The following is a 22955-nucleotide window of genomic DNA, read 5'->3' as shown; positions in this document are numbered from 1 at the left end:
CTTTACTCCTTGTTCTTAATCTCTTCGACGACTTGAAAGCCGTTTGCTTTTCCATTAAGATATCCTTGCTCATAGTAGTCTATGCCATCAGGGGTTATAGTTACTGCAACTGTCTCCGAATCATTCTCCACGGGCTGTGCAACGATATATCCTCTGTCTAGCAGATATGAGATGGCTCTGTACTTTTCTATGTTTTCCTTTTGGTAGAATCTATTTTTCGGTAAAAGCATCGCGGGATTTTCAGTAAACCAAGCTGAATATATTTGCTCCGTAATATCGTACCTTTCTTGTATCCTCTCTTTAATTTGAATCTCTCTTTCATCGAGCATACGCACACCTCCGCAAATTAAAGTGTCTATCTTAAAGGGTACACTTTTAATAGCAGCCTAACTGAAGAAAATTTCTTTTATTCTTCAAAGCTACGTTCTGTCTTCCAATACCAGAACTTCTCACCCTGAGAGATTAGAAAGCGATCTAACCATGTTTCAAAATTACTGTAAAATCGGCTTGCGTATTCCACAGGATTTAAACTCTCACAAAGCAGCAAGTAATCTTGATCCTGAGAGCGCCAACGTTCTAAATCGATTAAAATTCGATCATCAAGAATATTGGCGACCACAATCTTATTATCTGATGCTTCATTGTAATGTATAACATCTTGAGCTGAATATAAGAAGCTCTCCCCCCCATATTCAGGGTCTTCAAACAAGGACGCTCCATTACATAATCGTAAAAAGCTTATGTAGTCTGGAGGTAATGGAGTAGAAAAATAATCGGAAAGATCTTTAATTTTATCTTCGGATGCACCAGGTTTGAATCTATTAAGAGCAGTCGTTTTCCCAGTAGGAGTAAGTATTTCAATGTGACCTTCATTTTGGTCAGACCATTCCTTAAATGCTTTAATTAACATCTATATAGCCCCTCCTCAAAAAAACTGACTTTACAGATTTTCTGTAAAGTCAGTTTATCATATTATCCGTCTATGTTCTGGGCGGTTTATGATTGAAATTATGGCTGGACAACCCTGTGTCAACGATCATCTGCGCCATAGCCTAATATGACATTCGTGAAACGTTTTGCGTGGTGATCACGTTATAATAGAGTAGACTTAGGGTTGGATCTTCATTTGTAACCATGAGGTTTCGGAAGCCGATGTGCCTTTCAGTGATTCTCCGCCATCATCATTCATACGGGAGAGCACGGTTAATGTCATGGACAGGGCAAAGGCGAGTAGCACGTATATGAAAATGTTTTTTTTGTTCATCAGAAGGTACCTCTCTTGTTGAATGAGCTAAAGTAGACATCCGGCCGTCATGAGAAAAAAAGCACAACGTCTGGTATAGTAGAGTGAGTAGAACTGAACATAAATCGTTCCTGTATACCACTATATTGAACTATAGCGGTGCAAACAATGGAACAAATCTGATGATCTTATCATTATTGTTATGAAATGTTTATAGTACGTGTTCAAAAAGACCGGTTTTCAGTACCGAGAAGATGGGATGAAGCTAGAAATGGAGTAGCGGAGCGTAGGCAAACCTACGTGAGCATCGGACATTTCGGCTGAATTCCATATTCGATGCTGATGATGCCGTTAGGCATCCGTAGTAATCAAAAGCGGGATTTTTGAACAACCTCTTATAGAGATCGAGTGATCGTTGAAGGTGGGAGAATAATATGCGGGAGACGGCAAAAATCGTCATTCGTACGCCAGGGCAGGAAAGTGACGGCTCGTTCGCTTATGTAAGCCAGGGTCGCTCCATTACGGTGGGACGTTACACAGGCGGTAGTGAATTGGACTTGTCTGTTTATAATCAGATGATATCGAAGCGGCATTGCCGCATTCATTATGATGCACAGCAACAGCTATGGATTGAGGATCTGGATAGCAAAAATGGAACCGAACTGAACGGGCAGCGCCTCGTTCCCTATGAGAAATATCCGTTTGGCGAAGGAGATAGCCTGACACTTGTCAATGGACTGATCCAGCTTCGCGCTGAAGGGGATCTTGGAGAGACCAGGGAATATCGGGTGTCGGATCTGCTGGGTGAGGGTGTACGTTTGCAGGATCACCTGCAAACCGTGCAGATCGGTGAAGTGGAGATTCCGCTGTCCAAGAAGGAGTATCAGCTGTTCAAGCTGCTGTATAGTCAACTGGACCATTTTTTGACCCGAGAGCAGATTGTGGCTCAGGTGTGGCCGGAGCGGAGCATGCTGGAGAGTGAAGCGGTAGGGATCGACGAGATTAACTCGCTAATCTATCGGACGAATCGCAAGCTGGGTGTACATTTTACCATCAAGTCCGTTTATAAAAAGGGTGTATATATGAAGTCTCATGTGCCGGAATGAATGAGTGATAACAAAGGGATGAGTTCATGTTCATCATTTACCTGATTCCATGGCTGATTGCCGTGGTGACATTGATAAGTGTTATATCCATCATACTCGTCAGTTGGAAGAACGGGATTTCCCCGATGCCCACATCCGGCCGTGTCAGGCAGGTGGTCATTCAAGAGGTGAACCGGATTCCCGGGTACGGGGATGTGCTTGAAGCAGGCTCCGGATGGGGCACACTGGGGCTGGATGTTGTAAGGCATTGTCCTGGTAAAAGGCTGACCGGGATAGAGAATTCTATCATTCCCTTATGGTCTTCCCAACTGATTGCCTATCTCAGTGTTCGCGTACGTCGAGCCAAGGGAAACAAGCACTCTCTCAAGGGCAGGCTGCGCTTCATGCGCGGGGATATCTACACCAGTTCCTATGAACATGCAGATTGTGTGATCTGTTATCTGTTCCCGGGAGCCATGACCCGGCTTCTGGACAAGTTCAATCGGGAGCTTCCGCCGGGTGCCAAGGTCATTAGCGTCTGTTTTGCCCTCCCGGGCAAGGAACCGCTACGCACCATTACATGCCGGGATGCCCTGCGTACCAAGGTGTATGTGTATGCATTTTGACGAAAAGAAAGTGTAAATAATAATATTAGTGATCAAGGTTACTTTGGTTTTACAATCTTGGTTAATGAACCATTTTATTTTGCAAAAAAAGAAGCAACGAGTGATGAACTCGTCGCTTCTTTTCTTTTGCTTCTTAAGGTTGCTTCGTTACTGGAATGTAATCAAAATCTGGTATCAATGCACCAGCTTTATCCGTTATTTGCGCTTGGTCTTCTTGATTCATTTTCATATATTTTATCTGGATACTATTCCCCTGATCTACAGCTTGTTTGAATTTCCAAGAGTACTCATCTTTGAGATTAATATTAATTTGATTCTTTGAATTTGTTAGGATATAACCACGAAGTTTAAATTCTTCCCCGTCCACATTTAATGTCAAACCAGCAGCTACAGCGGATGAGTTGTCCAATTGGAAACCATTCGCAAAGGATACAAGGAGTTTACCGCTCGATTGAGAATAATTTGCTGTTGGAGTTCCCGAATCAGGAAGTTGAGCAATTGATCCATATACTAACTCTGCTGGATAGGCGTCCTTCGCCCAATCTGTTATCCCATTCGTATTAAACTTAAGCTCTCCATCCCCCTCGGCGAGTGGAGTGTTAAATTTAAGGGTATACGTCATCTTAGTTGAACCATAACTGTATCTTACCATGTCCGGGTAGTAATTCTCATTTGCAATTTGAACCGTAAAACGAGACTTTAACGTATCGAAGTTAATACTAGGATTCTCGTAGGGGTCCCAGCCCGGTTCAAGTTCCGCCAATAATGTGCGGCGATCTGAACTCAATGTAACAGAAGTGAATTTTGGACTTAGTGATACGATAGAGTTATTCGTGTAACTTAACGCTTCATTGTTGGCATCACTGATATCCTTTATTGCTGATCCGCTATAACTTACCTTTAAGCTAGCCAAGTCACCTTCGGTAATACCACTGACACTCAGCTTCACGTAAGCTGGCTGCATTCCTGATGCTTTAGTAGAGTTAACTATGCTTACGGACTGCACCTGACCTTTACTTAATGAAAAATCTTGTGCAGCAGGAACACTGTCTGAATCAAGTTTCTCATTGTAATAGATATAGATAGAATCCAGTGCATCATTAATGTACTTGCTAGAAACTACAGGTGGTTGATTATCCAAACTGTCGAGAACCGCTTTGTCAAATTGAATTCTGGTCACTGCCTTAGAGGTATAATTTTTAGTCGAATCCACAATAGCAAATTCTACTTTTGCCTCTGATTTGTTGGTATTGGTAATGTTAACTCCTGTATCAAAATCCTGGACTTCATTGACTTGATCCGCACCCAATTGGAAGTATGGCCATGAATTCACATAAATAATAATATCTTCGCCGGAATGTCCCCCGATAACAGATTTTACATCAGACTTCCATGATCCATTGACCACATTGACAACCATATAAACTTCGGCAGGTGATTTCAGAGCGTATTTAACATGAATTGTTCCGTTTTTAACATACGCTTGAGGATAGCCCGCTACAAAATATGGATCAATAAATCCGTCAATGCTCACCTGATCTGTTCCGATTGCTCTGACTGTTAAATCGTATTCATGTGTGCCTATAGCGTTACCGCTAAGTACTGCCTTCAATTTAACAAATTTATCTTCATTTTCGTTTCTTTTAACTTCGCCACTGTTTGTAATTGTTGTTTCATCATTTGTTGACCAATTGATGGAAACGCCAGGATAGGCATCAAGAGCAGAAGGTAATGACAAGTTCCCTACAATATTGTTCTTGTTCGAATTCGATCCTAGGAAGATCTTTTCCAGTTCGGCAAAGACTTCTTCTGCGCTTACCAGTTTCTGAATAGGTCCGAAAGCTGCACTGAGTGCAGAGCCGCTGACTTGAATTTCATCCGCTGAAACGTACACCCGAATATATTTACCGCTGTTAGCTTCCGTTAGAGTATAGGTGGACGATGTTGCTTCGTTGATTGCATCGTACGGCCCGTTTTCATAATCAGACTGATACCATTGATAAGAGACTTCTTCATTAACAGGTGAACCTACATATTCAACTGTTCCTGTAGTCAACTCAGATCCAATGGTGATATCTCCTGTTATGTTTCCAATTGAATCCATGGTTACTGTCCCGTTAGGTCGATATGTCACTGTCATTGACGTTTCCGAATAGCCCTCTTGCGAGATAATTAAATTATGTTTTTCAATACGTTCAGGTTGATTCACGTTCAGCTTCAACAGAAAGCTGCTTTCGTTCTCTTGATTAAGCCCGACCCCATACTCTGGCGTGTACATCTGCCCATCCAGTGTCACTTGCACATCGGAAACATTAGTTAGTGGGTGACCACTTTCATCAACTAATGACACTACAGTGTATACAGAGGAGGTGGTAGCTCCTTGTAGAGCTTGTGAAGCAGTTATGGCAACGTCATAATGATGAGCTTTAATTTTTGATTTACCCGCATTAACAATGGAGATATTTTCGCTATTTGTCTTTGTTTCCTCATTGATTCCAGTTTCAGGATCAGCCGTTAGTTGATCGTATTTAGACAGTTGGATGCCTAGAGTGGGTTTTGTAACGGTGACGGTGACAGCGGAAGTAAATCCTCCGTCAACCGTCGTTGCAATAACGGTTGCTTCCCCCGCACGCAGAGCGGTAATTAAACCAGTATCGGATACACTGACAACATCAGAACGATCTTCAGCTATTTTCCAAATAACTTTGGAATTAGTAGCATTCTGTGGTGTTACTGCTGCAGAAAGCTGCTGAGTTTGACCGGTTACCAGAGAAACCGAAGCAGGGGAAACGTTGACACCTGTCACAGCAATAGTATGGTTTCCACTTCCTGGTGTAGATCCACCTGAATTTCCTGAGTTACCTGAATTACCGCCAACGGGTGTATTTCCACTTCCTGTTGATCCTGAACTTGTACCTGTACCTGTGCTTGGTGTCGTTGTACCGACAGGTGATGTAGGTGCTGTACCATTAACTAATACACTGGATTGACCGGAGGTTTTATCAATGTTGACATTACCCGTGATCCTTGTGTCTGCTTCAGCAGTAAATTCCTTGATTGATCCGGCTGCTGTAATTTGAACATTTGGAGCATGATTGACTACTTTGTTAAAATTACCATCCAGTTTAATTTCTTGGCCTGCCAAAAGATCAGCAGGGATTTCGATGGTTTCAAAACCTCCGCCAGTAAGGTCTTTCGTAACAACTAATGCACCACTCTCCAGGAAAGTTAAAGAAACGGATGTGTTGCCTGTTGCCAATATACGTACTCGTCCATTGTATTTATTAACAACAAGAGCTCCTTGTACATCTACATTATTAAAGATAATGGAATGTTCGCCACCACCTTGGACATGGACGTTTCCTTTAATTATCACATTATCCAAAGTGACTTCGCCTTCCCCGACACCTTGAGTCACATATAAGTCGCCAGAGATCGTCATATCTTTCAGAGTTACATCTGGCGTATTAACCACAACGTTACCTTGCACATCATTTGAATATGTTCCCTTCGTAGTAATAAGGGTTTGGATCAGGCGATCAAACAAAGTAACAGCTTCCGCACGAGTAAGACTCTCTTGTGGATTGAATGAACCGTCAGGTCTTCCGCTAATGACGGATACGGATACTAATTTTTGTACTGAATCTTTTGCCCATTCAGCAATCTTATCACTATCGTTAAACGTGACAGGGTTTTGACTATCTTTCGTTTGGAAAGCACCATCTATGAGTACCGCTGCTTCTTGGCGTGTAATCGTTTGGTTAGGTAATGCCTTTCCATCAATACCATTCAATACTCCTGCTTTATTCAGCTTAAGCATGGCATCGTAATACCATTGCTCTGCATTTAAATCCGAGAAATTATTGCTACCTTGTTCTATGTATTTCATAATACTGTCGATCATCTTGGAGAACTCGGCTCTTGTCACCGGCGCGTTGGGTCTGAAATTACCGTTGTACCCTTGAATAATGCCATAATCGTCCCACTCTTCAATAGCCTGTTGACCCCAGTGTCCTGAAACGTCTTTAAATGTGCTTGCTGTTTCTCCAGGCAAGTTACTGTTTGTAGCCCCAAAAACAGGTACTGCACTTGATAAAAGCATGGCAATAGCGAGACCTGAGCTAACTACTTTTTTTGAAAATGTTTTTCTCATTACATGTACTCCTTCGTTAATAAATGAATTGGATAAATCTAAGAGTTTCTTTCTAAAATCTAAAGATGTAGTTCATGTGTCCTGGTTCTAATTTCCTTAAAAGTTACTATCATGTAGTAAAAAAGACATAATTATTTTATATTATCTCGTTACTTAACTAAAAACAATAAAAACCTATTAATATTTTCTAATCTTTGTAGTTTGTTCCGAACATGGGGTTTCCAATTAGTTAAAAAACCAGTACTTAAATGACTTCTAAAGTCATTTAAGTACTGGTTACTTGATAAGCTAGGTATTCAGGGCAAGGCATGACATGAACACTCAGCTTATTCATTTCAGTTATTTTGTCGAATCTGTAATACCTGTAGTGCCAGTGCTGTCAGAGGTTGTACCGGATTGGGATCTGTTTCTGCCGCCTCCAAATCCGCCTTGTCCGCCGCCACCAGGACCGCCCATACCTGTATTGGCAGTGGTTACACCAGATTCATTCACCCAAGTCACATTACTGGTCGATTGGAATGCAACTACTTGAGTTCCGCCACTGTAGGTACCGTCTGTGTAGAGTCCATCCACCGCTTTACCTGTAGACGTACCACCGGAGTAGATCACATAGGAGCCATCTTTTTTCAGATCCGGGGAGCTGACAACCACGGTTTGATAATCTTTTGCCGGAGCAAAGGTCAGGATGTTGTTGCCTTCGCTGTCTTGTACATGTACAAGTGTTCCAGCCTTTTGTGTTGCAGGGAACGTCATCACAATGGTATTTTGCGTAGACGCATCGGATGTTCCTTGTGCCATACCAGAGCTTCCGGCAGCCACGAGGTATCCACCGCTGATTACAAATGTACCGTCATAATCCAATGCTCCGTTACCGTTATCCGTTGGTCCGTTCACAATAACCGTACCACCAGTCATGTTAATGGAACCATTGGAATCCAATCCGTCACCACCTGCGTTCACGGTGAGTGTACCGCCGTTAATGTGGAATTCGTTATTGCTCGCTGCTGCTCCCATACCGCCCGGTCCACGTCCTTGTTGAGTAGCATCTGTACCTTGGGATGCCTGATCGGTAGTTGATGTTGTGCCTGTCGTTTCGGTTACAGAGATGTTGGAAGTCGTTGCGGCATCGGTTGCTGTAGTAGCGCTATCTGTACTTGCCGCTGTATTCGTAACTGTTTCCGTCTCGCCACCTGCAGCATTTACGCCATCATCGGATGCTGTTACATCCACATCCCCATCATTCAGGGTAATGATTGCACCTTCAAGTCCTTCATAACTCTTCGCAATCGTGATAGTTCCTCCATTAATCGTCAGGGCCTGATCGGCATGAATGCCGTCATCACCGGATTCAATGTTGAATGTTCCGTCATTGACTGTCACGTTATTGTTGCTGTGCAGGGAATCATCCATGGAATCAATGGTATACGTACCACCATTCAACGTAAGGTCTGTACCTGCTTTGAGTGCTTTGGCACTTGTGGACTCGGTTGCTGTTGTTGCTGTGTCCGCATCGGCATTGTTATCCGTCGTTGTTGTTGTATTGGCAGAGTTGGATGCTGCTGCGCCGTTTGTATTAGCACCTGCATTCGTACCGCTGTTAGTAGGGATCTCCGGCATATCTGCAGGAGGTTCGCCATCCGGTGGTGTGCCCATATCCGTTGGAGGTGTTCCGCCACCCCATCCACCGCCACCGCCGCCAAACGGACCTTCTTCTACTTTGGCTGGTGCATTGGCGCTACCACCGGCAGTTACAATGTTGTATGTGCCGCCATCCATAACAAGTGCAGTTTCGGCTTGAATACCGTCATTGCCACTCTGAATATCGAAGGTACCTCCTGCGATGGCAACGAAGCCTTTGGTGGTATCCGTGTCATTGGTTGATTTAATACCGTCGCCTTCTGCTTCAATGGTGATGGTACCCGTTTGGATGGCGACCATATCCTTACCTTTGATACCGTCATCGGCTGCTTTGACACTGATGTTACCACTAATGATTTTCAGATCATCCTTGCTCGTAATACCTTCATTATAGTTACCTGTGACGGTTAATTGACCTGCACCATTGAACGTAAGATCCGCTTTACTGAAGATCGCAGCATCCGGCTCGTCTGTCGTAGCATCTGCGTACACATACGTTTTACCATCGGAAACGGTATTCTTGGTTCCTTTTTCGAGTGTAATTACCGCTTTACCGGCTTTCTGAATATAGATCGCTGCACTGTCATTATCATGGATGGTAGCTCCGTTCAATACGAGATGTACGGTGCCTTTATCAGCAACATTGACCACGATCTGGCCGTCGGTTAGCTCACCGCTAAGTACATAAGTACCTGCTTCAGTGATGGTTACTGAGCCATTGGCTGCTTTGGCTCCCGAACCGGTTACCGTTGCAGTTGTACCGTTCAACTTAATCGCTGTGGAATCTGCCTCACTCCAGCTAATGTTGGTATCGTCAGCATCCAGAGAGACCAGATCTGCATATTTCACAGAAGTTTGTTCGCTGACAGATACCGTTTTGGTTGTTCCTGTCGTTGACGTTGCAGCATTGGCAGTTGAGCTTGTGGTTGCTGGTGAACTGCATGCTGCGAGAAGGCTGGTAATCATGGCGATGGACCAAAGTTTGCTACCTGTTATCATTTTCTTCTTCATATAGATCGTTCCCTTCGAATGACAAATCAATATTCCGTTGTTGGACTCATGGTTAATGAGATATCCAGGTTGCCGTTCCGTGTACGGATCGCATCAAGGAATTCCTTTTGGCTAACACTTTCGTGAATGGTTACACTGTAGACCAGCTCATATAGACTGCCGAGTTCGGTCGTTCTGATTTTTTTCAGATCAAATGGTACGTTGAATTTATGGAACACTTCATTAAGTGCTTCTTCATAGCTCAAGTTCTCGGGAATGGTGACTTTCAACGTCTTCAGCTGACTCTTCTTGCCCCCGAAGTTGAAGCGACTCAGGACAAACATCAGCACACACAGGATAATGGTGAACAGAACCGCGTATCCAAAAGCGCCTACACCGCAGGCAAGACCGGAAGCCATCGTGAACAATACATAAGCAATGTCCTTTGGATCACCAGGTGCACTGCGGAATCGGATGATCGAGAAGGCACCTGCCAAGCTGAAAGCTCGAGCGATGTTGCTGCCGATGAGCAGGATGATGATGGCGACAATGACGGGCAGGACAACCATCGTTAAGGTGAAGCTCTGGGAGTATGTGCTTTGGTTAGTTTTCATGTAGGTGAGGCTGATGATTAACCCCAGAATGATGGCAAGACCAATGGTGATAACGGCGTTGTTAAACGTCAAATTGGTATCGGTCAAAGCTGAGTTGAAGATGGAATCAAGCATATATTACACTCTCTCTTTCTCTAATTAATTGTTCTTGTTCTTGTTCTATGGATGGGTCGAAATCGGTACCTGGTACAAGAATGCGCTCCGTCTGGTAATTCAGGTTCGTCGTTCTTACTAGATGTCTGAACTCGTTGCCGTATTTCGAAAATCCGGTGCGGTAGAGACCATGCTCACAGAGCAGTTGCGACAGCCACAGCGGAACGGTTTTCTCGGCTTTCACTTCCATCAGCCATCGTCCGTCCTTCACCAGCGGTTCACCGTAATCTCCCTGTTCCAGCTTTAGATCATATCTGCGGCTGCGAATGTTGGTGTCAAAGGTAATGCGGAGATCCCGGCTGTTCTTGTCGAAGAGTGCTTTGCGTTCATACGCCAGATACACTTTCGGTTCAAGATCGTAGAGGCGAAGGAAGTATTTGATCTCCTCCACAACCTGTTTGTTCATGTAATCCGCCAGCTCCGGTGCCTGTCCCGAACGGACAAATTCGTAAGCTTCATCCAGCTTCAATGCTGTTCTGCGCTTGTTCACCAGGCCAAAAACTTTCTTTTTGATCTCCAGATACACCTTTGCATTCTCTTCAGGTACTCCATAAGCCCGCAGTCTCAGCTTCTCCTTGTATTTTGGTTTGGAGAGACTGGCGCGAATCAGGGAATCCTGTGGAGTGTCGAAGTACAGATTGCTGATGGAGTAGTACTCATGTTTCTTGTTGTAGGCATCCAGCTCCATGTATTTCAGCAGGTCGTTGTAGAAATGTGCGTACTGCTCATCCGTTAGAAGGTATTTGCTCTCGTATCGATTGAATACTTCAATAGCCATGTGGGACTCATTCCTTTCGTTGGTGGGTTGTATGTTTTGTTGCATCGTGTATTGCTTCCATGTCTGTATCTTAGAGCGCCAACCTTGAATGAATCTTAAATGATTTTACATTGCGTTAACATTTTTTTACCTTCCTATAATAGTACGCGTGCACAAAATGCATTAAGATTGATTCAAGGTTTAATTGATAGAATAAGAACATATAAAACAAGTCCATTGAGAGAAATAATTCAAGCAGAGGAATGAATAGAGCATGAGAATATTAATTGCGGAAGATGAGGTTCATTTGGCAGAGGCTGTATCGCAGATTTTGAAAAAAAACAACTACTCCGTGGACATGGTCCACGACGGCAGATCAGGATTCGATTATGCGCAGAGCGGTATCTACGACCTGTTACTGCTCGACATCATGATGCCGGAGATGGACGGGATCACCGTCCTGAAGAAACTCCGCAGTGAAGGTAATCATACGCCTGTCATTCTGCTTACGGCCAAAGGTGAACTATCGGACAAAGTCACAGGCCTCGATTATGGTGCCGATGATTATATCGCCAAGCCCTTTGCCACAGAGGAATTACTGGCCCGGATTCGTGCAGCCTTAAGGCGGAAGGGCGAAGTGGTTCCCGAGGACGGACTGAAATTCGGCGACATTGAGCTGAACACAACGCAGTTGAAGCTGAGCGTTAAAGGTAAGGAGATCAAGCTGAATCTGAAGGAGAATGAGCTGCTGGAGCTGTTGATTGCCCGCAAACAGGCGATTACCTCCAAAGAGCAGATTATTGAGAAGTTATGGGGATTTGATTCGGAAGTGGAGTATAACAATGTGGAGGTGTACATCTCGTTTTTGCGCAAAAAATTAACCTTCTTGAACTCTGCAGTTCGCATTAATACGATTCGGGGTGTGGGGTATGTGCTTGAGGTGACGTCCTGATGTTCAAGAAACTCCGAAATCGATTCCTGATCGTGAATTTGGTCTCCATATCCATTTTGATGCTGGTGGCATTTGCGACGATCTATACGATTACGTATCAGAATGTGCAACGTGAGACAAATATGGAGTTGTACAAGATGTCTGATTTCTATCACGGTCCTTATAATTCATCCAAGATGCTGCGTGGGGAAGATGGGGGGACGGGGACGGACTCTGGTACAGGTTCAAATTCAGGTTCGTTGCCCTCCGATGCCATGGGTGGTGATAATGGAAGACCTTGGGGTGATCCCAACTCACCTCCGGCACGTTCCGTTTCGTTCATGATCAAGACGGATGACCAGTGGAAGGTTACGGATACGCATTCTCAATTTGATATGGAAGATACGTTTTATACGGAGGCGCTGCAAAAGGTTGACCAGAATAAAGTTAGTGATTCGGAACGGCATACTGGACAATTTGCACTGGATGGAACGGACTGGGCCTATGTGGTTGATTCGAGTGGTACCGGGCATATGATCGTATTCATTGATGTGACGGCGCAACAAGGTATTCTTACGAATCTGATCTATACATTTGTTGTTGTTGGATTAATCATGTTGATTGTGATCTACTTCCTGAGCCGTTATTTTGCCAATCGCTCCATTGCACCAGTCAGAGAAGCGTTTGAGAAGCAAAAACAATTCATCGGTGATGCTTCACATGAGCTGAAGACACCTCTGGCGATCATCAATACCAATACCGACGTACTGCTTGCGAATCAGGAGGATACGATAGCTAACCAGGCGAAGTGGCTGCACTATATCAAGTCGGAAACCGAGCGCATGACCGGACTTACGAATGATCTGCTCTATCTGACACAGATGGACGACTCACGCTCCACGATGATTCATGCGAAGTTTAATATGAGCGATGCGGTAGAGAGTATTATTTTGCCAATGGAGGCCGTTATTTTTGAGAAAAACATCTCCCTCGATTACAACATTGAGCCGAATCTTACGGTTCATGGGAATAGTGAGCAGATCAAACAGGTCATTCTGATCCTGCTCGATAATGCTGTGAAGTATTCCGGTCCCAAAGGGTCGGTAAACGTCACCCTCCAGAAACAGAATAATGATGTCGTGCTGGCCGTGTCCAATACAGGGGAAGGCATTGCGCCGGAACATCTGGATCGGATCTTCGATCGATTCTATCGTACGGATTCTTCCAGAGCCCGCAAACATGGTGGGCATGGTCTGGGGCTGGCGATTGCTCGTTCCATTGTGGATCAGCACAAAGGAGAGTTGTACGCCCGAAGTGTGGTCGGAGAGGGCGCTACATTTTACGTGCGGTTGTCGTAGGGACGGCGTGATGAGCCAGCGTATGAAAAGATGTTGCTTACGTTTCGGCTCAACACTAAACCTTCGCTACCGCTCTATAATCGTTCTTCAGGCATAAGTTCTGCCTGTAATGGGTTAACCTATGCTACAATGGCAACAGTATGTATGAATCAAGGAGATGAACTGAACGTGGCAGAAGCAAATGCAATTAATGAACAAGAAATGATGCAATATATTGCAGATAAAACGAAGGCAAGCCAGGCGAACATCGCTCTTGTGCTGAAGCATGAGCAAGCGTACATCAACAAGGCGCACGAAAATGCCAAAGGTAACGATGTGGATATTGACGGCGATGATCTGGCGGACTACATCCTTAGTCGCAAAGATGTGAAGCTGGATGAGTTGACCGTGGAAAGCATCCTGGATGCTGAGATGGACTATTTGATGGACAAGGGCCATGCGGGATACGTAGATTAAGTTAGCGTAGATCTGGAGCTTAGACTGTTGCGTGAGTTTTAATGAGATTTGTATCGATGATCGGCGGCATGAGGAGCTTGGTTATTGGTGTGCGGTGGTTGTTCAGTCCAGCGATCAAGCCTTTCTGTGATCCGGGTAAAATCTACCGACCTGACGCGCTCTATTCAGGTATTTCTCACTCGATTGGGAATGTAACGAATCTCAGACACGTTATTCTCTGGATTTCAGGACTTTTCGGTGCAATTGCAGCATTTCTGCGGAATTAGCGTGTCTGAGATTCGTTAGTCCGGGAAATAAGCGCTTTTTGCCGATATAAGGTGTCCTAGGTTCGTTAGAGTGGTCACATATGCAGCCTTATGCATGGCAAGTGTTATACTATAAAAAAGACCTCAACTCCACAATACTGTGGTGTTGAGGCCTTTTTTAGATTGTAGCAACCAGGCATCCCTTCGGGAACACCTGTCGGTATAACTTTTCTAAGGAGGGAATTGAAGCTCTATCGACCCACCCTGTCGAGTGCTCCTACCGTTTACAACTTCTTATTGACCCATCATGCCGCCATCTACAGTGTAGAGGGAAGCTGTTACATAGGATGCTTCTTCGGACAACAGGAAGTTCATTACCGCAGCAACTTCTTCCGGTTCACCGTAACGGCCCATTGGAATGGCAGATACCGTAGCAGATTGATAATCTTCCACGTTGCCGGAATTAGCTTCGATCTGGCGCATCATGCGGGTATTGATTGTGCCTGGCAATACAGCGTTAACGCGGATATTGTAAGGTGCCAGTTCATTGGCAGCGGTACGCGTGAGGCCAACTACGGCATGTTTGGACATAATATATGGAGATACGGCAGGTGCGCCCATCAGACCCGCGAGGGAAGAGGTATTGAGAATCGCACCGGATTTTTGTTTTTTCATAACGGGAATGACATTTTGCAGACCCAGGAATACGCCACGAATGTTGACGTTATACACGGTGTCGAGTGCTTCAACACTCAGGTCTTCGATTAGTCCTGTTGGACCTTCAATCCCGGCATTGTTGGCAAAATAATCGATACGGCCAAAAGCATCCAAAGCTTTTTGCACATAGTTTTTCACGTCTGCTTCTTGGGATACGTTTGCTTTTACGGCGATGACGTGCTCCTTGTCGAGGTTCAGATCGGTAATTGTTTGTTGGATGGCTTCTTCATTCAGGTCGACCAGTACCAGATTGATTTTGCGCTCTGCCAGGCGGCGTGCCAATTCTTTACCAATGCCTCCGGCTGCTCCTGTAATAACGGCTGTATGTGTATACGATGTACTCATGATATATTCGCTCCTTATTCATTATTGGCAGGTATTTCTTAAAAAAAGTTTCAACCTGTCGTCTATCTTTCCTGTCTCAATGTTAAGATATACATAGCCGTGTGACAATAATCATTGACAGCGCATATGTCAGCTATTGGACAGAGATGTAAGCGGTGTTCATTTAGTTTACAATAATGAACAAAGGAGGCGAAAATGTTGATTATCGAACATCCTCAGGACCGGAGAGCACGAAGAACGCAGGATGCAATCATCGCTGCGGCGGTTTCTTTGATATTGGAGAAGGGCGCAGACGCTTTAACCATTCGGGATATTACGGAACGGGCGGATTATAACCGCGGAACCTTCTATTTACATTTTCCCGGCAAACCGGAGTTATTGCAGTTCATTCTGGATGACTTCATGCAAGGGGTAGGACAGGCTTATGCAGAACCATACGCACAGCTCAAAGAAGTGGATATGACGGCATTGCTGCCATCCACGATGCCGGTATTTGAATATATAGAAGCCCATCAGGATATTTTCCGAGCATTAATGACGATGCATTCCGATATGGGTTCCCGACTGTGTAATATGTTTAGAACGTACTTAACCGAAGATTTTGTACTGGTGACCGAAGATAGCGAGCATACTATTAATTACGATATCATGTTAAGTTATCTGGTATCTGCTACGGTGGGCGTGATTATGCATTGGGCGGAGATTGGATTCAAGTATTCTGCGCATTATATGGGAGAGCAGCTGACGGCACTGATTAACATCAAACCGACCCGTCTGCTGATTGAACCAGGGCAGAAGGGCCGGACTATTCACGAGCGTATGATGTTGGATTAGAGAGTCAGATTATCCGGTCATGGAGGCGTTTGCGGCCTGTTGCATCTGAAGCAGCTGTTCGCGAATCAGGACCGACTCTCCAATCATGATTAATGCCGGATTATTCACTTGATGTGACAAGGCGAGGGAGTGGAGTTCGGCAAGTGTGCCGATAATAATCCGTTCCTCCGAAGTGGTTCCCCGTTCGATTAAAGCTGCAGGGGTGTGTCCACTTTTTCCATGGTGAAGCAATTCATGTTGAATCTGGGGTAGTTGGCAAATGCCCATGTAGATGACCAGTGTATCCACGCTATGGGCGAGCAGGTCCCAGCGAACTGATGAAACATACCCATCACTGCCAGTTCCCGTGACACATGCGAATGATGAAGCAATCCCACGATGGGTTAACGGAATAAGGGATGAAGCGGATGTGCCTACAGCTGAAGTGATGCCGGGAATGATCTCAAATGCAATCCCTGCTTCCGCCAGCACAAGCGCTTCTTCACCACCACGGCCAAAGATAAACGGATCGCCACCCTTGAGTCGTACAACTTGTTTGCCTTCCGCTGCATGTGCAGCCAGCATTCGTCCAATCATCTCCTGACTCATGGAGTGAAGGCCCGGCGCCTTGCCGCAGTAGATGCGGAGTGCTCCTTCACGAGCCTCAGCGAGCAATTGATCATTCACAAGTCGATCATACATAATGACATCTGCGGACTGAATACGTTTCAGGGCTTTTACCGTAATTAGATCCGGATCTCCAGGACCAGCGCCAACAATACTAACCAGGCCCCGGCTCATGGTCGTGTCCCCAATTTCGGTGTAACATCGGAACTTGCCAATCCTGAACGACCACCCGGAATGGTTGCCAGTTTGGATGAGAGCTTTACAGGATTTCCCCAGTGATGGGCGGCATATAGACCAAGGCCTGTAAATACAGCTCCGCCAATGAGGTTACCCACCAACACCGGGATCTGATTCCACAGCCACCAGTCAGCGACACTGACCTGTGCACCGAGCATCATGCCTGCGGGAATGACAAACATGTTCACCACAGCGTGTTCAAAACCTTGGGCGAAAAATATCGTAATAGGCAGCCACATCGCTACGATTTTACCCAGAGTAGAAGTGGATGTCATCGCCATCACTGCCCCGAGTGCGACCATCCAGTTACATAGAATGGCCTTGATGATCACCAGTACAATGCCTGCTCCGCCCAAATGCTGATATCCCAATGTTTTGGCTTCACTGGTCTGGATCAGCGTTTGAATCAGAGGGTTGCTCATATCCGTACCCATCTTGGTAATGGTCATGCCGTATAACAGAGCATAGAATGCACATCCGAGCAGATGACCTGTGATCACCCAGAAATAATTTCGGAGCATATCCATCAGTGTGATTCTGCGTTTCATCATGGCGAGTGGAAGCATCGCAAAGTTTCCTGTCACCAATTCAAGGCCCAGCAGAATAATAATGACAAATCCCGCGGGGAATATCAGTGCACCTGCCAAACCAACGGAAGTTTGAGTTACAGCGGTATATGCCAATGTGGTTGCAAAAGCAAGGATCGCCCCTGCCAGAAAACCGCGGATCAGCATCTGTATCCGATTCATTCTGGCTTTGCTCTCACCAGCTTCGACCATCGATTGCAGCACTTCTGCAGGTTTAACAAAATCCATAGCGCACGCCTCCTTGATGTCAGGGTATCTCCAGCCCTTTAACCCGCAATTGTGATGTAGATTTCTCCGCTGTTGCCGTCCACTTCTGTTTTGTAGGTATTCAAGCAGCCTTCATCCGGCTCATGTACCTTACCGTTACGCAGATCAATCTTCCAATCATGCAAAGGACAATGAACCGCTGTCCCGCACACCATGCCTTCCGACAGCTTGCCACCCTTGTGAGGGCAGCGATTCTCGATGGCATGCAGACTTCCGTCGCTCAGTTTGAAGACTGCAATTTCCGTATCCTGTATCAGGAAGGTTCGTGCTCCCTTTTCATCAATATCTGCAAGGTGTCCAATCCGGAATTTGTTCATGCTGTTCCTCCTCTTCTAGTGGGTTACCGGCTCGGCACCGGACAGTGGGGTGAAGTTTTTACGCAATTTCTCGTCTTGAATGATTTCTTTCCAAGGATCAACCGTGTGACCCAGGGTAACTTCCAGACGTTCAACCAGAGCGAGACGTACATCCCGATCCGCCAATGCTTCCTTCACATGATCCAGACCTACCCGTTCAATCCAAGCCGCTGTTCTCTCATTCCATTTTGCATTCTCTCTATAATATTGCAGGTAAGAGTAAGTCCACTCTTCCACTTCCGCATCGGTCTTCACCGTACAGAGTAGCTCGGCTGCACGAACCTTAACTCCGGCGTTACCGCCAACATGAATCTCCCAAGCGCCATCAATGGCGACAACACCCAGATCCTTGATGGTCGCTTCTGCACAGTTCCGCGGACATCCGGAAACAGCGAGCTTCACTTTGGCTGGAGCCACCATTTTGTCGAGTTTTTTCTCCAAACGAATACCCATCTCGATGGAATCCTGCGTGCCGAATCGGCAGAACGTATTACCTACACAAGTCTTCACCGTACGCAGCGCCTTGCCATAACCAAAACCGGAAGGCATATCGAGCTCTTCCCAGATCTTCGGCAGGTTCTCCTTTTGTACACCAAGCAGATCGAGACGTTGTCCACCCGTGAATTTCACCAACGGCACATCGTATTTCTCTGCGACAGTTGCAATTTTGATCAATTCCGCTGGAGAAGTGACACCACCATAGATCCGTGGAATAACGGAGTAGGTACCATCCTTCTGGATATTGGCGTGATAACGTTCATTGGTGAATTTGGATACACGCTCATCTGTGTATTCAGCCGGCCAGATCATACCGAGATAATAGTTCAGGGAAGGACGACACTTGGAACAACCTTCCGGCTCATCCCAACCGAGAACGTTCATAACTTCCTTCACGCTTTTGAGTCCCATTTCTTTGATCTGTGCAACAATCTCATCCCGATCATAGGATGTGCAACCACAGATGCCTTCTTTGGTCTGTTCGCCTACATTATCGCCGGCATAATACGTGAGCAGGTTTTCGATAATCGGTTTGCATCCACCGCAAGAAGCGGAGGCTTTGATGCAGGATTTGATTGCACCAAGGGTGTTACAGCCTTTATTCAGAACAGCGTCTCCGATGGAAGCTTTGGTAACACCGTTACAACCACAGACGATCTCGTCATCCGTCATACTCGCCATACGTTCTGCGACAGATGGACCAGAGCCTGAACTACCGGAAGGTACGCCGAGCAAAATTTCTTTCTCCCGACCGCTGATGTTCTCGCCACTCTTAATGAGAGAAAACAGCGATGCGCCATCTGTGGTATCCCCAAACAGTACAGCTCCAATCAGCTGCCCATCCTTAATCACCATCTTTTTGTACACACCATCGACATCATCCTGAATACGAATGCTGCGCGTGTTCGCAGCGTCTTTGAATTGTCCGGCAGAGAAAACGTCAACCCCGGATACTTTCAGCTTGGTAGAAGTGACCGAACCATCGTATCCTTCGGTTGCCGCGCCAGCCAGGCGTTTTGCGAGCACCATACCTTGTTCATATAATGGAGCAACCAGTCCGTAGGCAATACCGCGGTGTTCTGCACATTCGCCGACGGCAGATATACTAGGGATGCTGGTATGCATATAATCATCTACAATGACTCCACGATTCACATCGAGGCCGGTATTGCGAGCCAGTTCAATCTGAGGGCGAATCCCGACAGCCATGACAACCAGATCCGCTTCAAGTACCGTTTGATCGGTGAAACGAATGGCTTTTACTCGATGTTTGCCTGTGATTTCTTCGGTATGTTTGTTCAAAAGGAACTTCATGCCTTGCTCTTCAAGCTCACGCTGGAGCATCAGTCCTGCCGGGAGATCCAGATTCCGGTCCATCAGATGACCGTTAATGTGGATGACCGTGACGTCCATGCCCAGATTTAGCAGCCCCCTGGCTGCTTCCAGTCCTAGCAATCCGCCTCCAATGACGGCAGCTTTACGATACTTTTGTGATGCTGCCATCATGGTCTCGCAGTCTTTAATATCTCGGAACCCGATCACGCCTTCCTTGTTAGCGCCGGGAAGCGGGAGGATGAACGCTTGTGAACCGGTTGCCATAATCAGCTCATCATAGGCTGCGCGTACACCATTTTGAGATACAACTTCCTTGCGCTTGGTATCAATCTGAACGACCGGGTCACCCGGGTACACCCGAATGCGGTTATCTTCGTACCAGCTCCACTCGTTGATTACGATATCTTCGATGGATGTTCCGCCAGCCAGTACAGAAGATAACATGATCCGGTTGTAGTTGGGATGCGGCTCTGCGCCGAAAACTGTAATTTCATAAGCGTGTGGAGCAAGCTTAAGGATATGTTCGATTGTGCGGATTCCCGCCATGCCATTGCCGACCAGCACCAGTTTTTTCGTTGTACTCATTATGATTAGCCCCCTTAGGTCCATTCTGCAAACTGCCTCGAAACCTTGTCTCTAAAATCGAAAAAGCCTGTTATGCCTCGGAGGACTGCGCATATACATACGCATCCCTTGCTCCGAGATTGCAAAACAGGCTTCATTGCCGTTTCAACCAGCTACGCCGTTGTAACTGTGATCGATTCAAATATGGAGTTGTTATGGCTTAACTATAAAAGATTGGTCTATCCATGTCAATATAGTTAACATAAAAAAGTATTTGAAATTTAAAGTTAATTATGTTTACATGAGTTTATTGGAATATTGAATGGACGACGACATTTTACGAGTATATTTTCATAATTTGAAGGATTTAGATAACGTTAGCACGCTGAATACGATAAACACTGTAGAAAAGGTGCCATGTATAGTGTTCGAGCCTTTTTTATTGCAACATGATGAGGCATAAAAAGATCATTTTGAGGCATGAAAAGATCATTCTAATGTTGAAAATAAGACGCATAATCGTCACTACTTAATTTTTGTTAGGTAATGTAACATGTTTATTGCTTTCGTGTATTAACGTCTTAAATATTGTGGACTCTGATTATACGCAAGTAGGGAGGGATTGATCCATCATGCGATCTTTATTGGTCATCCGTGTTCAACCGATGATAGCTGCCTCATCCGATGCAATCCCTCTGACACCGGAGAGGCTGCTGGGAGCAAACGGGTACCATGTACAGGTGGCGGGCAGTGAAACGGAAGCGGTGAAGCTAGCTCGTGAGGCGGAGGCATCCATTTTGCACCTATCCCTGACTGATGTGGAATACTGGGGGAACTGCCTGGGAAAGGGGGAGTCGGATTCCCCGCTGCTCTGGTGGTGCGCGCCAGATACGGTCTCTTCCTCCGCAGAATCCTGCGAGGTCGAAACTTCATTTGATGGAATTCTTACACCATCCATGACCGGGCCCGAGATCCACTGGACTCTTCACTTTGCAGCTCGGCGCTACATGGAACGCAAACAGTGGGAGCAGGAACGGAAGCAGCTGCAATCCAGGCTGGAGGATCGGAAGTGGATTGATATGGCGAAGGCCATCCTTAGTGATCTGAAGCAGATCTCCGAGGCCGAAGCCTATGACCTGTTACGCAAGAAAGCGATGGATGAACGCAAACGGATGGTTGATGTAGCCACAGCAATTGTGAAGGCACATCAACTGCTCCAGTCTTAATTGGAAGGAGGATTCTCCATGGATATGTCTCAGATACTCCGAGAAGTCGGACGTGGGAAACGAGGCTCGCGTGATCTGAATTACACAGAGGCACTGACCGTTGCAGAGAAAATCCTGAAACAGGAGGTTTCCCCTGCCCAGACGGCTGCGTTTCTAATGGCTGAACGAATGAAAATGGAAAACGTCGAGGAACTGGAAGCCTTTGTTCATGCATGTCGTAACAGTGCGGAACGTTTCTCCATATTTGAGGATGGATTGGACTGCGCTGGCCCTTATGATGGGCGGACAAAGTCGTTCATGGCCACGTTTCCGGTTGCGTTTGTACTCGCGGCGGCCGGGTTGCCGGTGACTTTGCACGGGAGTGATCCTTTACCGCCCAAGTGGGGCGTCACGCTGTCGGTACTTTTGAAGGAAGTGGGAATTGATACACACAAGATGGATCGGGAAGATGCTCAGAGCGCTGCGATGCGTTCAGGTGTCATGTACGTGTCCTCCGAGGACTGGTGCGAGCCTCTTCGTAAGCTTCGTCCGTTACGGGAAGAGTTGGGTTTTCGAACGGTGTTTAACACAGCAGAGAAACTGATTGATTATAATCATTCACCGTATTTGGTGTTTGGTGTGTTTCATAATACCTTTCTGGATCGGATTGCGAAGTTGCTCACCCGGTTTAACTATCGTCGTGCTTATGTTGTACAGGGAATGGAAGGTTCTGAGGATCTGTATATTGATCGGCCAACCCGCGTATACGCTGTGGAAGACGGCGATATGAAGCTGGAATTGGTTGATCCTGCAGCCTATGAACTGGATATGCCCGTGCCGGAACTGGTCTGGACGGCTACGAAGCAGATTGAAGTGGCGGAAAGTGTATTAAGCGGTGACGGTCATATTGCTTTTGTGAATCAGGTCTTGTTAAATGGAGGTTTCCGCTTGTACGCGGCGGGGCGTGTCAATTCCATCGAAGAGGGCATATACACTTGTCAGGGGTTGCTGGAGAGTGGGGCAGCATATCGCCTCTACCAACAGTGGTGTGTCTCCATGGGTGGCGAACTGCCGGATAATAGAGCGGTGTCCATCTATCCGGCATCGTCCAGATAATGTAATGCTTGTGTTCAATCTTGTTATTGTTTAGCGTGT

Annotated in this window: 21 protein-coding genes; 9 read left to right on the top strand and 12 right to left on the bottom strand. The window is 46.0% G+C overall.

Features of this window, described 5'->3' with window-relative positions; all coding sequences use genetic code 11:
• Positions 1 to 2 precede the first annotated feature (2 nt).
• From QVE09_RS23060 to QVE09_RS23050, 3 genes are all read right to left on the bottom strand, one after another.
• Positions 3 to 329, bottom strand: coding sequence for a hypothetical protein (locus QVE09_RS23060; RefSeq protein WP_315938679.1), 327 nt, complete (start codon positions 327 to 329; stop codon positions 3 to 5).
• A 77-nt stretch (positions 330 to 406) separates the two neighbouring features.
• Positions 407 to 910, bottom strand: a complete 504-nt coding sequence (locus tag QVE09_RS23055) for an SMI1/KNR4 family protein (RefSeq protein ID WP_315938678.1) — start codon at positions 908 to 910, stop codon at positions 407 to 409.
• Between the two features lie 198 nt (positions 911 to 1108).
• Positions 1109 to 1264, bottom strand: coding sequence for a hypothetical protein (locus QVE09_RS23050; RefSeq protein ID WP_165980318.1), 156 nt, complete (start codon positions 1262 to 1264; stop codon positions 1109 to 1111).
• Positions 1265 to 1677: 413 nt separating this feature from the next.
• Between QVE09_RS23050 and QVE09_RS23045 the strand changes: the two genes are divergently transcribed.
• Together QVE09_RS23045 and QVE09_RS23040 are read left to right on the top strand one after the other, a co-directional pair.
• Positions 1678 to 2349 carry an FHA domain-containing protein gene (locus tag QVE09_RS23045; RefSeq protein WP_315938677.1) on the top strand — a complete coding sequence of 224 codons (672 nt, stop codon included), beginning with the start codon at positions 1678 to 1680 and terminating at the stop codon, positions 2347 to 2349.
• 26 nt (positions 2350 to 2375) lie between these two features.
• Positions 2376 to 2954, top strand: a complete 579-nt coding sequence (locus QVE09_RS23040) for a class I SAM-dependent methyltransferase (RefSeq protein ID WP_315938676.1) — start codon at positions 2376 to 2378, stop codon at positions 2952 to 2954.
• Between the two features lie 133 nt (positions 2955 to 3087).
• Here the strand turns inward: QVE09_RS23040 and QVE09_RS23035 are convergent, their stop codons facing one another.
• The 4 genes from QVE09_RS23035 to QVE09_RS23020 form a co-directional block, all read right to left on the bottom strand.
• Complete coding sequence (locus QVE09_RS23035; RefSeq protein WP_315938675.1) at positions 3088 to 7107, bottom strand: S-layer homology domain-containing protein; 4020 nt, start codon at positions 7105 to 7107, stop codon at positions 3088 to 3090.
• A gap of 339 nt (positions 7108 to 7446) precedes the next feature.
• Complete coding sequence (locus QVE09_RS23030) at positions 7447 to 9756, bottom strand: carbohydrate-binding domain-containing protein (RefSeq protein WP_315938674.1); 2310 nt, start codon at positions 9754 to 9756, stop codon at positions 7447 to 7449.
• Positions 9757 to 9782: 26 nt separating this feature from the next.
• Positions 9783 to 10463 (bottom strand): DUF4956 domain-containing protein, encoded by a 681-nt coding sequence (locus QVE09_RS23025; RefSeq protein WP_074092740.1) that lies wholly within the window; start codon positions 10461 to 10463, stop codon positions 9783 to 9785.
• The gene (locus QVE09_RS23020; protein WP_315938673.1) at positions 10456 to 11280 is read right to left on the bottom strand and encodes a polyphosphate polymerase domain-containing protein; all 825 of its coding nucleotides are present in this window, start codon (positions 11278 to 11280) and stop codon (positions 10456 to 10458) included. Before QVE09_RS23020 ends, QVE09_RS23025 begins: the two co-directional genes overlap by 8 nt.
• Positions 11281 to 11533: 253 nt before the next feature.
• Here QVE09_RS23020 and QVE09_RS23015 point away from each other — a divergent pair, with 253 nt between their 5' ends.
• The 4 genes from QVE09_RS23015 to QVE09_RS23000 all read left to right on the top strand — a co-directional run bounded on the left by QVE09_RS23015 (position 11534) and on the right by QVE09_RS23000 (position 14270).
• Positions 11534 to 12211 (top strand): response regulator transcription factor, encoded by a 678-nt coding sequence (locus QVE09_RS23015; RefSeq protein ID WP_315938672.1) that lies wholly within the window; start codon positions 11534 to 11536, stop codon positions 12209 to 12211.
• Positions 12211 to 13548, top strand: coding sequence for a sensor histidine kinase (locus QVE09_RS23010; RefSeq protein ID WP_315938671.1), 1338 nt, complete (start codon positions 12211 to 12213; stop codon positions 13546 to 13548). Before QVE09_RS23015 ends, QVE09_RS23010 begins: the two co-directional genes overlap by 1 nt.
• Before the next feature lie 201 nt (positions 13549 to 13749).
• On the top strand, positions 13750 to 14004 hold the full coding sequence (locus QVE09_RS23005) for a hypothetical protein (RefSeq protein WP_124116914.1): 255 nt from the start codon (positions 13750 to 13752) through the stop codon (positions 14002 to 14004).
• Positions 14005 to 14045: 41 nt separating this feature from the next.
• Complete coding sequence (locus tag QVE09_RS23000) at positions 14046 to 14270, top strand: hypothetical protein (protein ID WP_315938670.1); 225 nt, start codon at positions 14046 to 14048, stop codon at positions 14268 to 14270.
• Positions 14271 to 14543: 273 nt separating this feature from the next.
• Here QVE09_RS23000 and QVE09_RS22995 read toward each other — a convergent pair whose 3' ends face one another.
• Positions 14544 to 15311 carry an SDR family NAD(P)-dependent oxidoreductase gene (locus QVE09_RS22995; protein ID WP_076332059.1) on the bottom strand — a complete coding sequence of 256 codons (768 nt, stop codon included), beginning with the start codon at positions 15309 to 15311 and terminating at the stop codon, positions 14544 to 14546.
• A gap of 195 nt (positions 15312 to 15506) precedes the next feature.
• Here QVE09_RS22995 and QVE09_RS22990 point away from each other — a divergent pair, with 195 nt between their 5' ends.
• Positions 15507 to 16145: a TetR/AcrR family transcriptional regulator gene (locus tag QVE09_RS22990; RefSeq protein WP_315938669.1), complete on the top strand. Its 639-nt coding sequence runs from the start codon at positions 15507 to 15509 to the stop codon at positions 16143 to 16145.
• A 9-nt stretch (positions 16146 to 16154) separates the two neighbouring features.
• On the opposite strand, the gene cobA is transcribed toward QVE09_RS22990, so the two are convergent.
• From cobA to nirB, 4 genes are read right to left on the bottom strand one after another with little or no spacing between them, the layout of a single operon-like run.
• Positions 16155 to 16925, bottom strand: a complete 771-nt coding sequence (gene cobA, locus QVE09_RS22985) for a uroporphyrinogen-III C-methyltransferase (RefSeq protein WP_315938668.1) — start codon at positions 16923 to 16925, stop codon at positions 16155 to 16157.
• Positions 16922 to 17803 carry a formate/nitrite transporter family protein gene (locus QVE09_RS22980; RefSeq protein WP_315938667.1) on the bottom strand — a complete coding sequence of 294 codons (882 nt, stop codon included), beginning with the start codon at positions 17801 to 17803 and terminating at the stop codon, positions 16922 to 16924. The genes cobA and QVE09_RS22980 overlap by 4 nt, the downstream gene beginning before the upstream one ends.
• Before the next feature lie 38 nt (positions 17804 to 17841).
• Positions 17842 to 18159 (bottom strand): nitrite reductase small subunit NirD, encoded by a 318-nt coding sequence (nirD, locus tag QVE09_RS22975; protein ID WP_315938666.1) that lies wholly within the window; start codon positions 18157 to 18159, stop codon positions 17842 to 17844.
• Between the two features lie 15 nt (positions 18160 to 18174).
• Entirely contained in the window at positions 18175 to 20616 is a 2442-nt protein-coding gene (gene nirB, locus QVE09_RS22970; RefSeq protein ID WP_315938665.1) for a nitrite reductase large subunit NirB, read from the bottom strand.
• A 611-nt stretch (positions 20617 to 21227) separates the two neighbouring features.
• Between nirB and QVE09_RS22965 the strand changes: the two genes are divergently transcribed.
• Together QVE09_RS22965 and QVE09_RS22960 are read left to right on the top strand one after the other, a co-directional pair.
• Positions 21228 to 21821 (top strand): ANTAR domain-containing response regulator, encoded by a 594-nt coding sequence (locus tag QVE09_RS22965; RefSeq protein ID WP_315938664.1) that lies wholly within the window; start codon positions 21228 to 21230, stop codon positions 21819 to 21821.
• A gap of 18 nt (positions 21822 to 21839) precedes the next feature.
• Positions 21840 to 22916 (top strand): anthranilate phosphoribosyltransferase, encoded by a 1077-nt coding sequence (locus QVE09_RS22960; protein ID WP_315938663.1) that lies wholly within the window; start codon positions 21840 to 21842, stop codon positions 22914 to 22916.
• The last annotated feature ends 39 nt before the right edge of the window (positions 22917 to 22955 follow it).

This window comes from Paenibacillus sp. ClWae2A (assembly GCF_032452295.1).
GTDB lineage: Bacteria > Bacillota > Bacilli > Paenibacillales > Paenibacillaceae > Paenibacillus.
The sequence above is the reverse complement of the archived record's forward strand: the minus strand, read 5'-3'. Positions and strand labels throughout refer to the sequence as shown.

Bases quoted from the DNA above. Each gene is read 5' to 3' on its own strand.
- QVE09_RS23060 (WP_315938679.1), bottom strand. From the start codon at position 329: ATGCTCGATGAAAGAGAGATTCAAATTAAAGAGAGGATACAAGAAAGG.
- QVE09_RS23055 (WP_315938678.1), bottom strand. From the start codon at position 910: ATGTTAATTAAAGCATTTAAGGAATGGTCTGACCAAAATGAAGGTCAC.
- QVE09_RS23050 (WP_165980318.1), bottom strand. From the start codon at position 1,264: ATGAACAAAAAAAACATTTTCATATACGTGCTACTCGCCTTTGCCCTG.
- QVE09_RS23045 (WP_315938677.1), top strand. From the start codon at position 1,678: ATGCGGGAGACGGCAAAAATCGTCATTCGTACGCCAGGGCAGGAAAGT.
- QVE09_RS23040 (WP_315938676.1), top strand. From the start codon at position 2,376: ATGTTCATCATTTACCTGATTCCATGGCTGATTGCCGTGGTGACATTG.
- QVE09_RS23035 (WP_315938675.1), bottom strand. From the start codon at position 7,107: ATGAGAAAAACATTTTCAAAAAAAGTAGTTAGCTCAGGTCTCGCTATT.
- QVE09_RS23030 (WP_315938674.1), bottom strand. From the start codon at position 9,756: ATGAAGAAGAAAATGATAACAGGTAGCAAACTTTGGTCCATCGCCATG.
- QVE09_RS23025 (WP_074092740.1), bottom strand. From the start codon at position 10,463: ATGCTTGATTCCATCTTCAACTCAGCTTTGACCGATACCAATTTGACG.
- QVE09_RS23020 (WP_315938673.1), bottom strand. From the start codon at position 11,280: ATGGCTATTGAAGTATTCAATCGATACGAGAGCAAATACCTTCTAACG.
- QVE09_RS23015 (WP_315938672.1), top strand. From the start codon at position 11,534: ATGAGAATATTAATTGCGGAAGATGAGGTTCATTTGGCAGAGGCTGTA.
- QVE09_RS23010 (WP_315938671.1), top strand. From the start codon at position 12,211: ATGTTCAAGAAACTCCGAAATCGATTCCTGATCGTGAATTTGGTCTCC.
- QVE09_RS23005 (WP_124116914.1), top strand. From the start codon at position 13,750: ATGATGCAATATATTGCAGATAAAACGAAGGCAAGCCAGGCGAACATC.
- QVE09_RS23000 (WP_315938670.1), top strand. From the start codon at position 14,046: ATGAGATTTGTATCGATGATCGGCGGCATGAGGAGCTTGGTTATTGGT.
- QVE09_RS22995 (WP_076332059.1), bottom strand. From the start codon at position 15,311: ATGAGTACATCGTATACACATACAGCCGTTATTACAGGAGCAGCCGGA.
- QVE09_RS22990 (WP_315938669.1), top strand. From the start codon at position 15,507: ATGTTGATTATCGAACATCCTCAGGACCGGAGAGCACGAAGAACGCAG.
- cobA (WP_315938668.1), bottom strand. From the start codon at position 16,925: ATGAGCCGGGGCCTGGTTAGTATTGTTGGCGCTGGTCCTGGAGATCCG.
- QVE09_RS22980 (WP_315938667.1), bottom strand. From the start codon at position 17,803: ATGGATTTTGTTAAACCTGCAGAAGTGCTGCAATCGATGGTCGAAGCT.
- nirD (WP_315938666.1), bottom strand. From the start codon at position 18,159: ATGAACAAATTCCGGATTGGACACCTTGCAGATATTGATGAAAAGGGA.
- nirB (WP_315938665.1), bottom strand. From the start codon at position 20,616: ATGAGTACAACGAAAAAACTGGTGCTGGTCGGCAATGGCATGGCGGGA.
- QVE09_RS22965 (WP_315938664.1), top strand. From the start codon at position 21,228: ATGCGATCTTTATTGGTCATCCGTGTTCAACCGATGATAGCTGCCTCA.
- QVE09_RS22960 (WP_315938663.1), top strand. From the start codon at position 21,840: ATGGATATGTCTCAGATACTCCGAGAAGTCGGACGTGGGAAACGAGGC.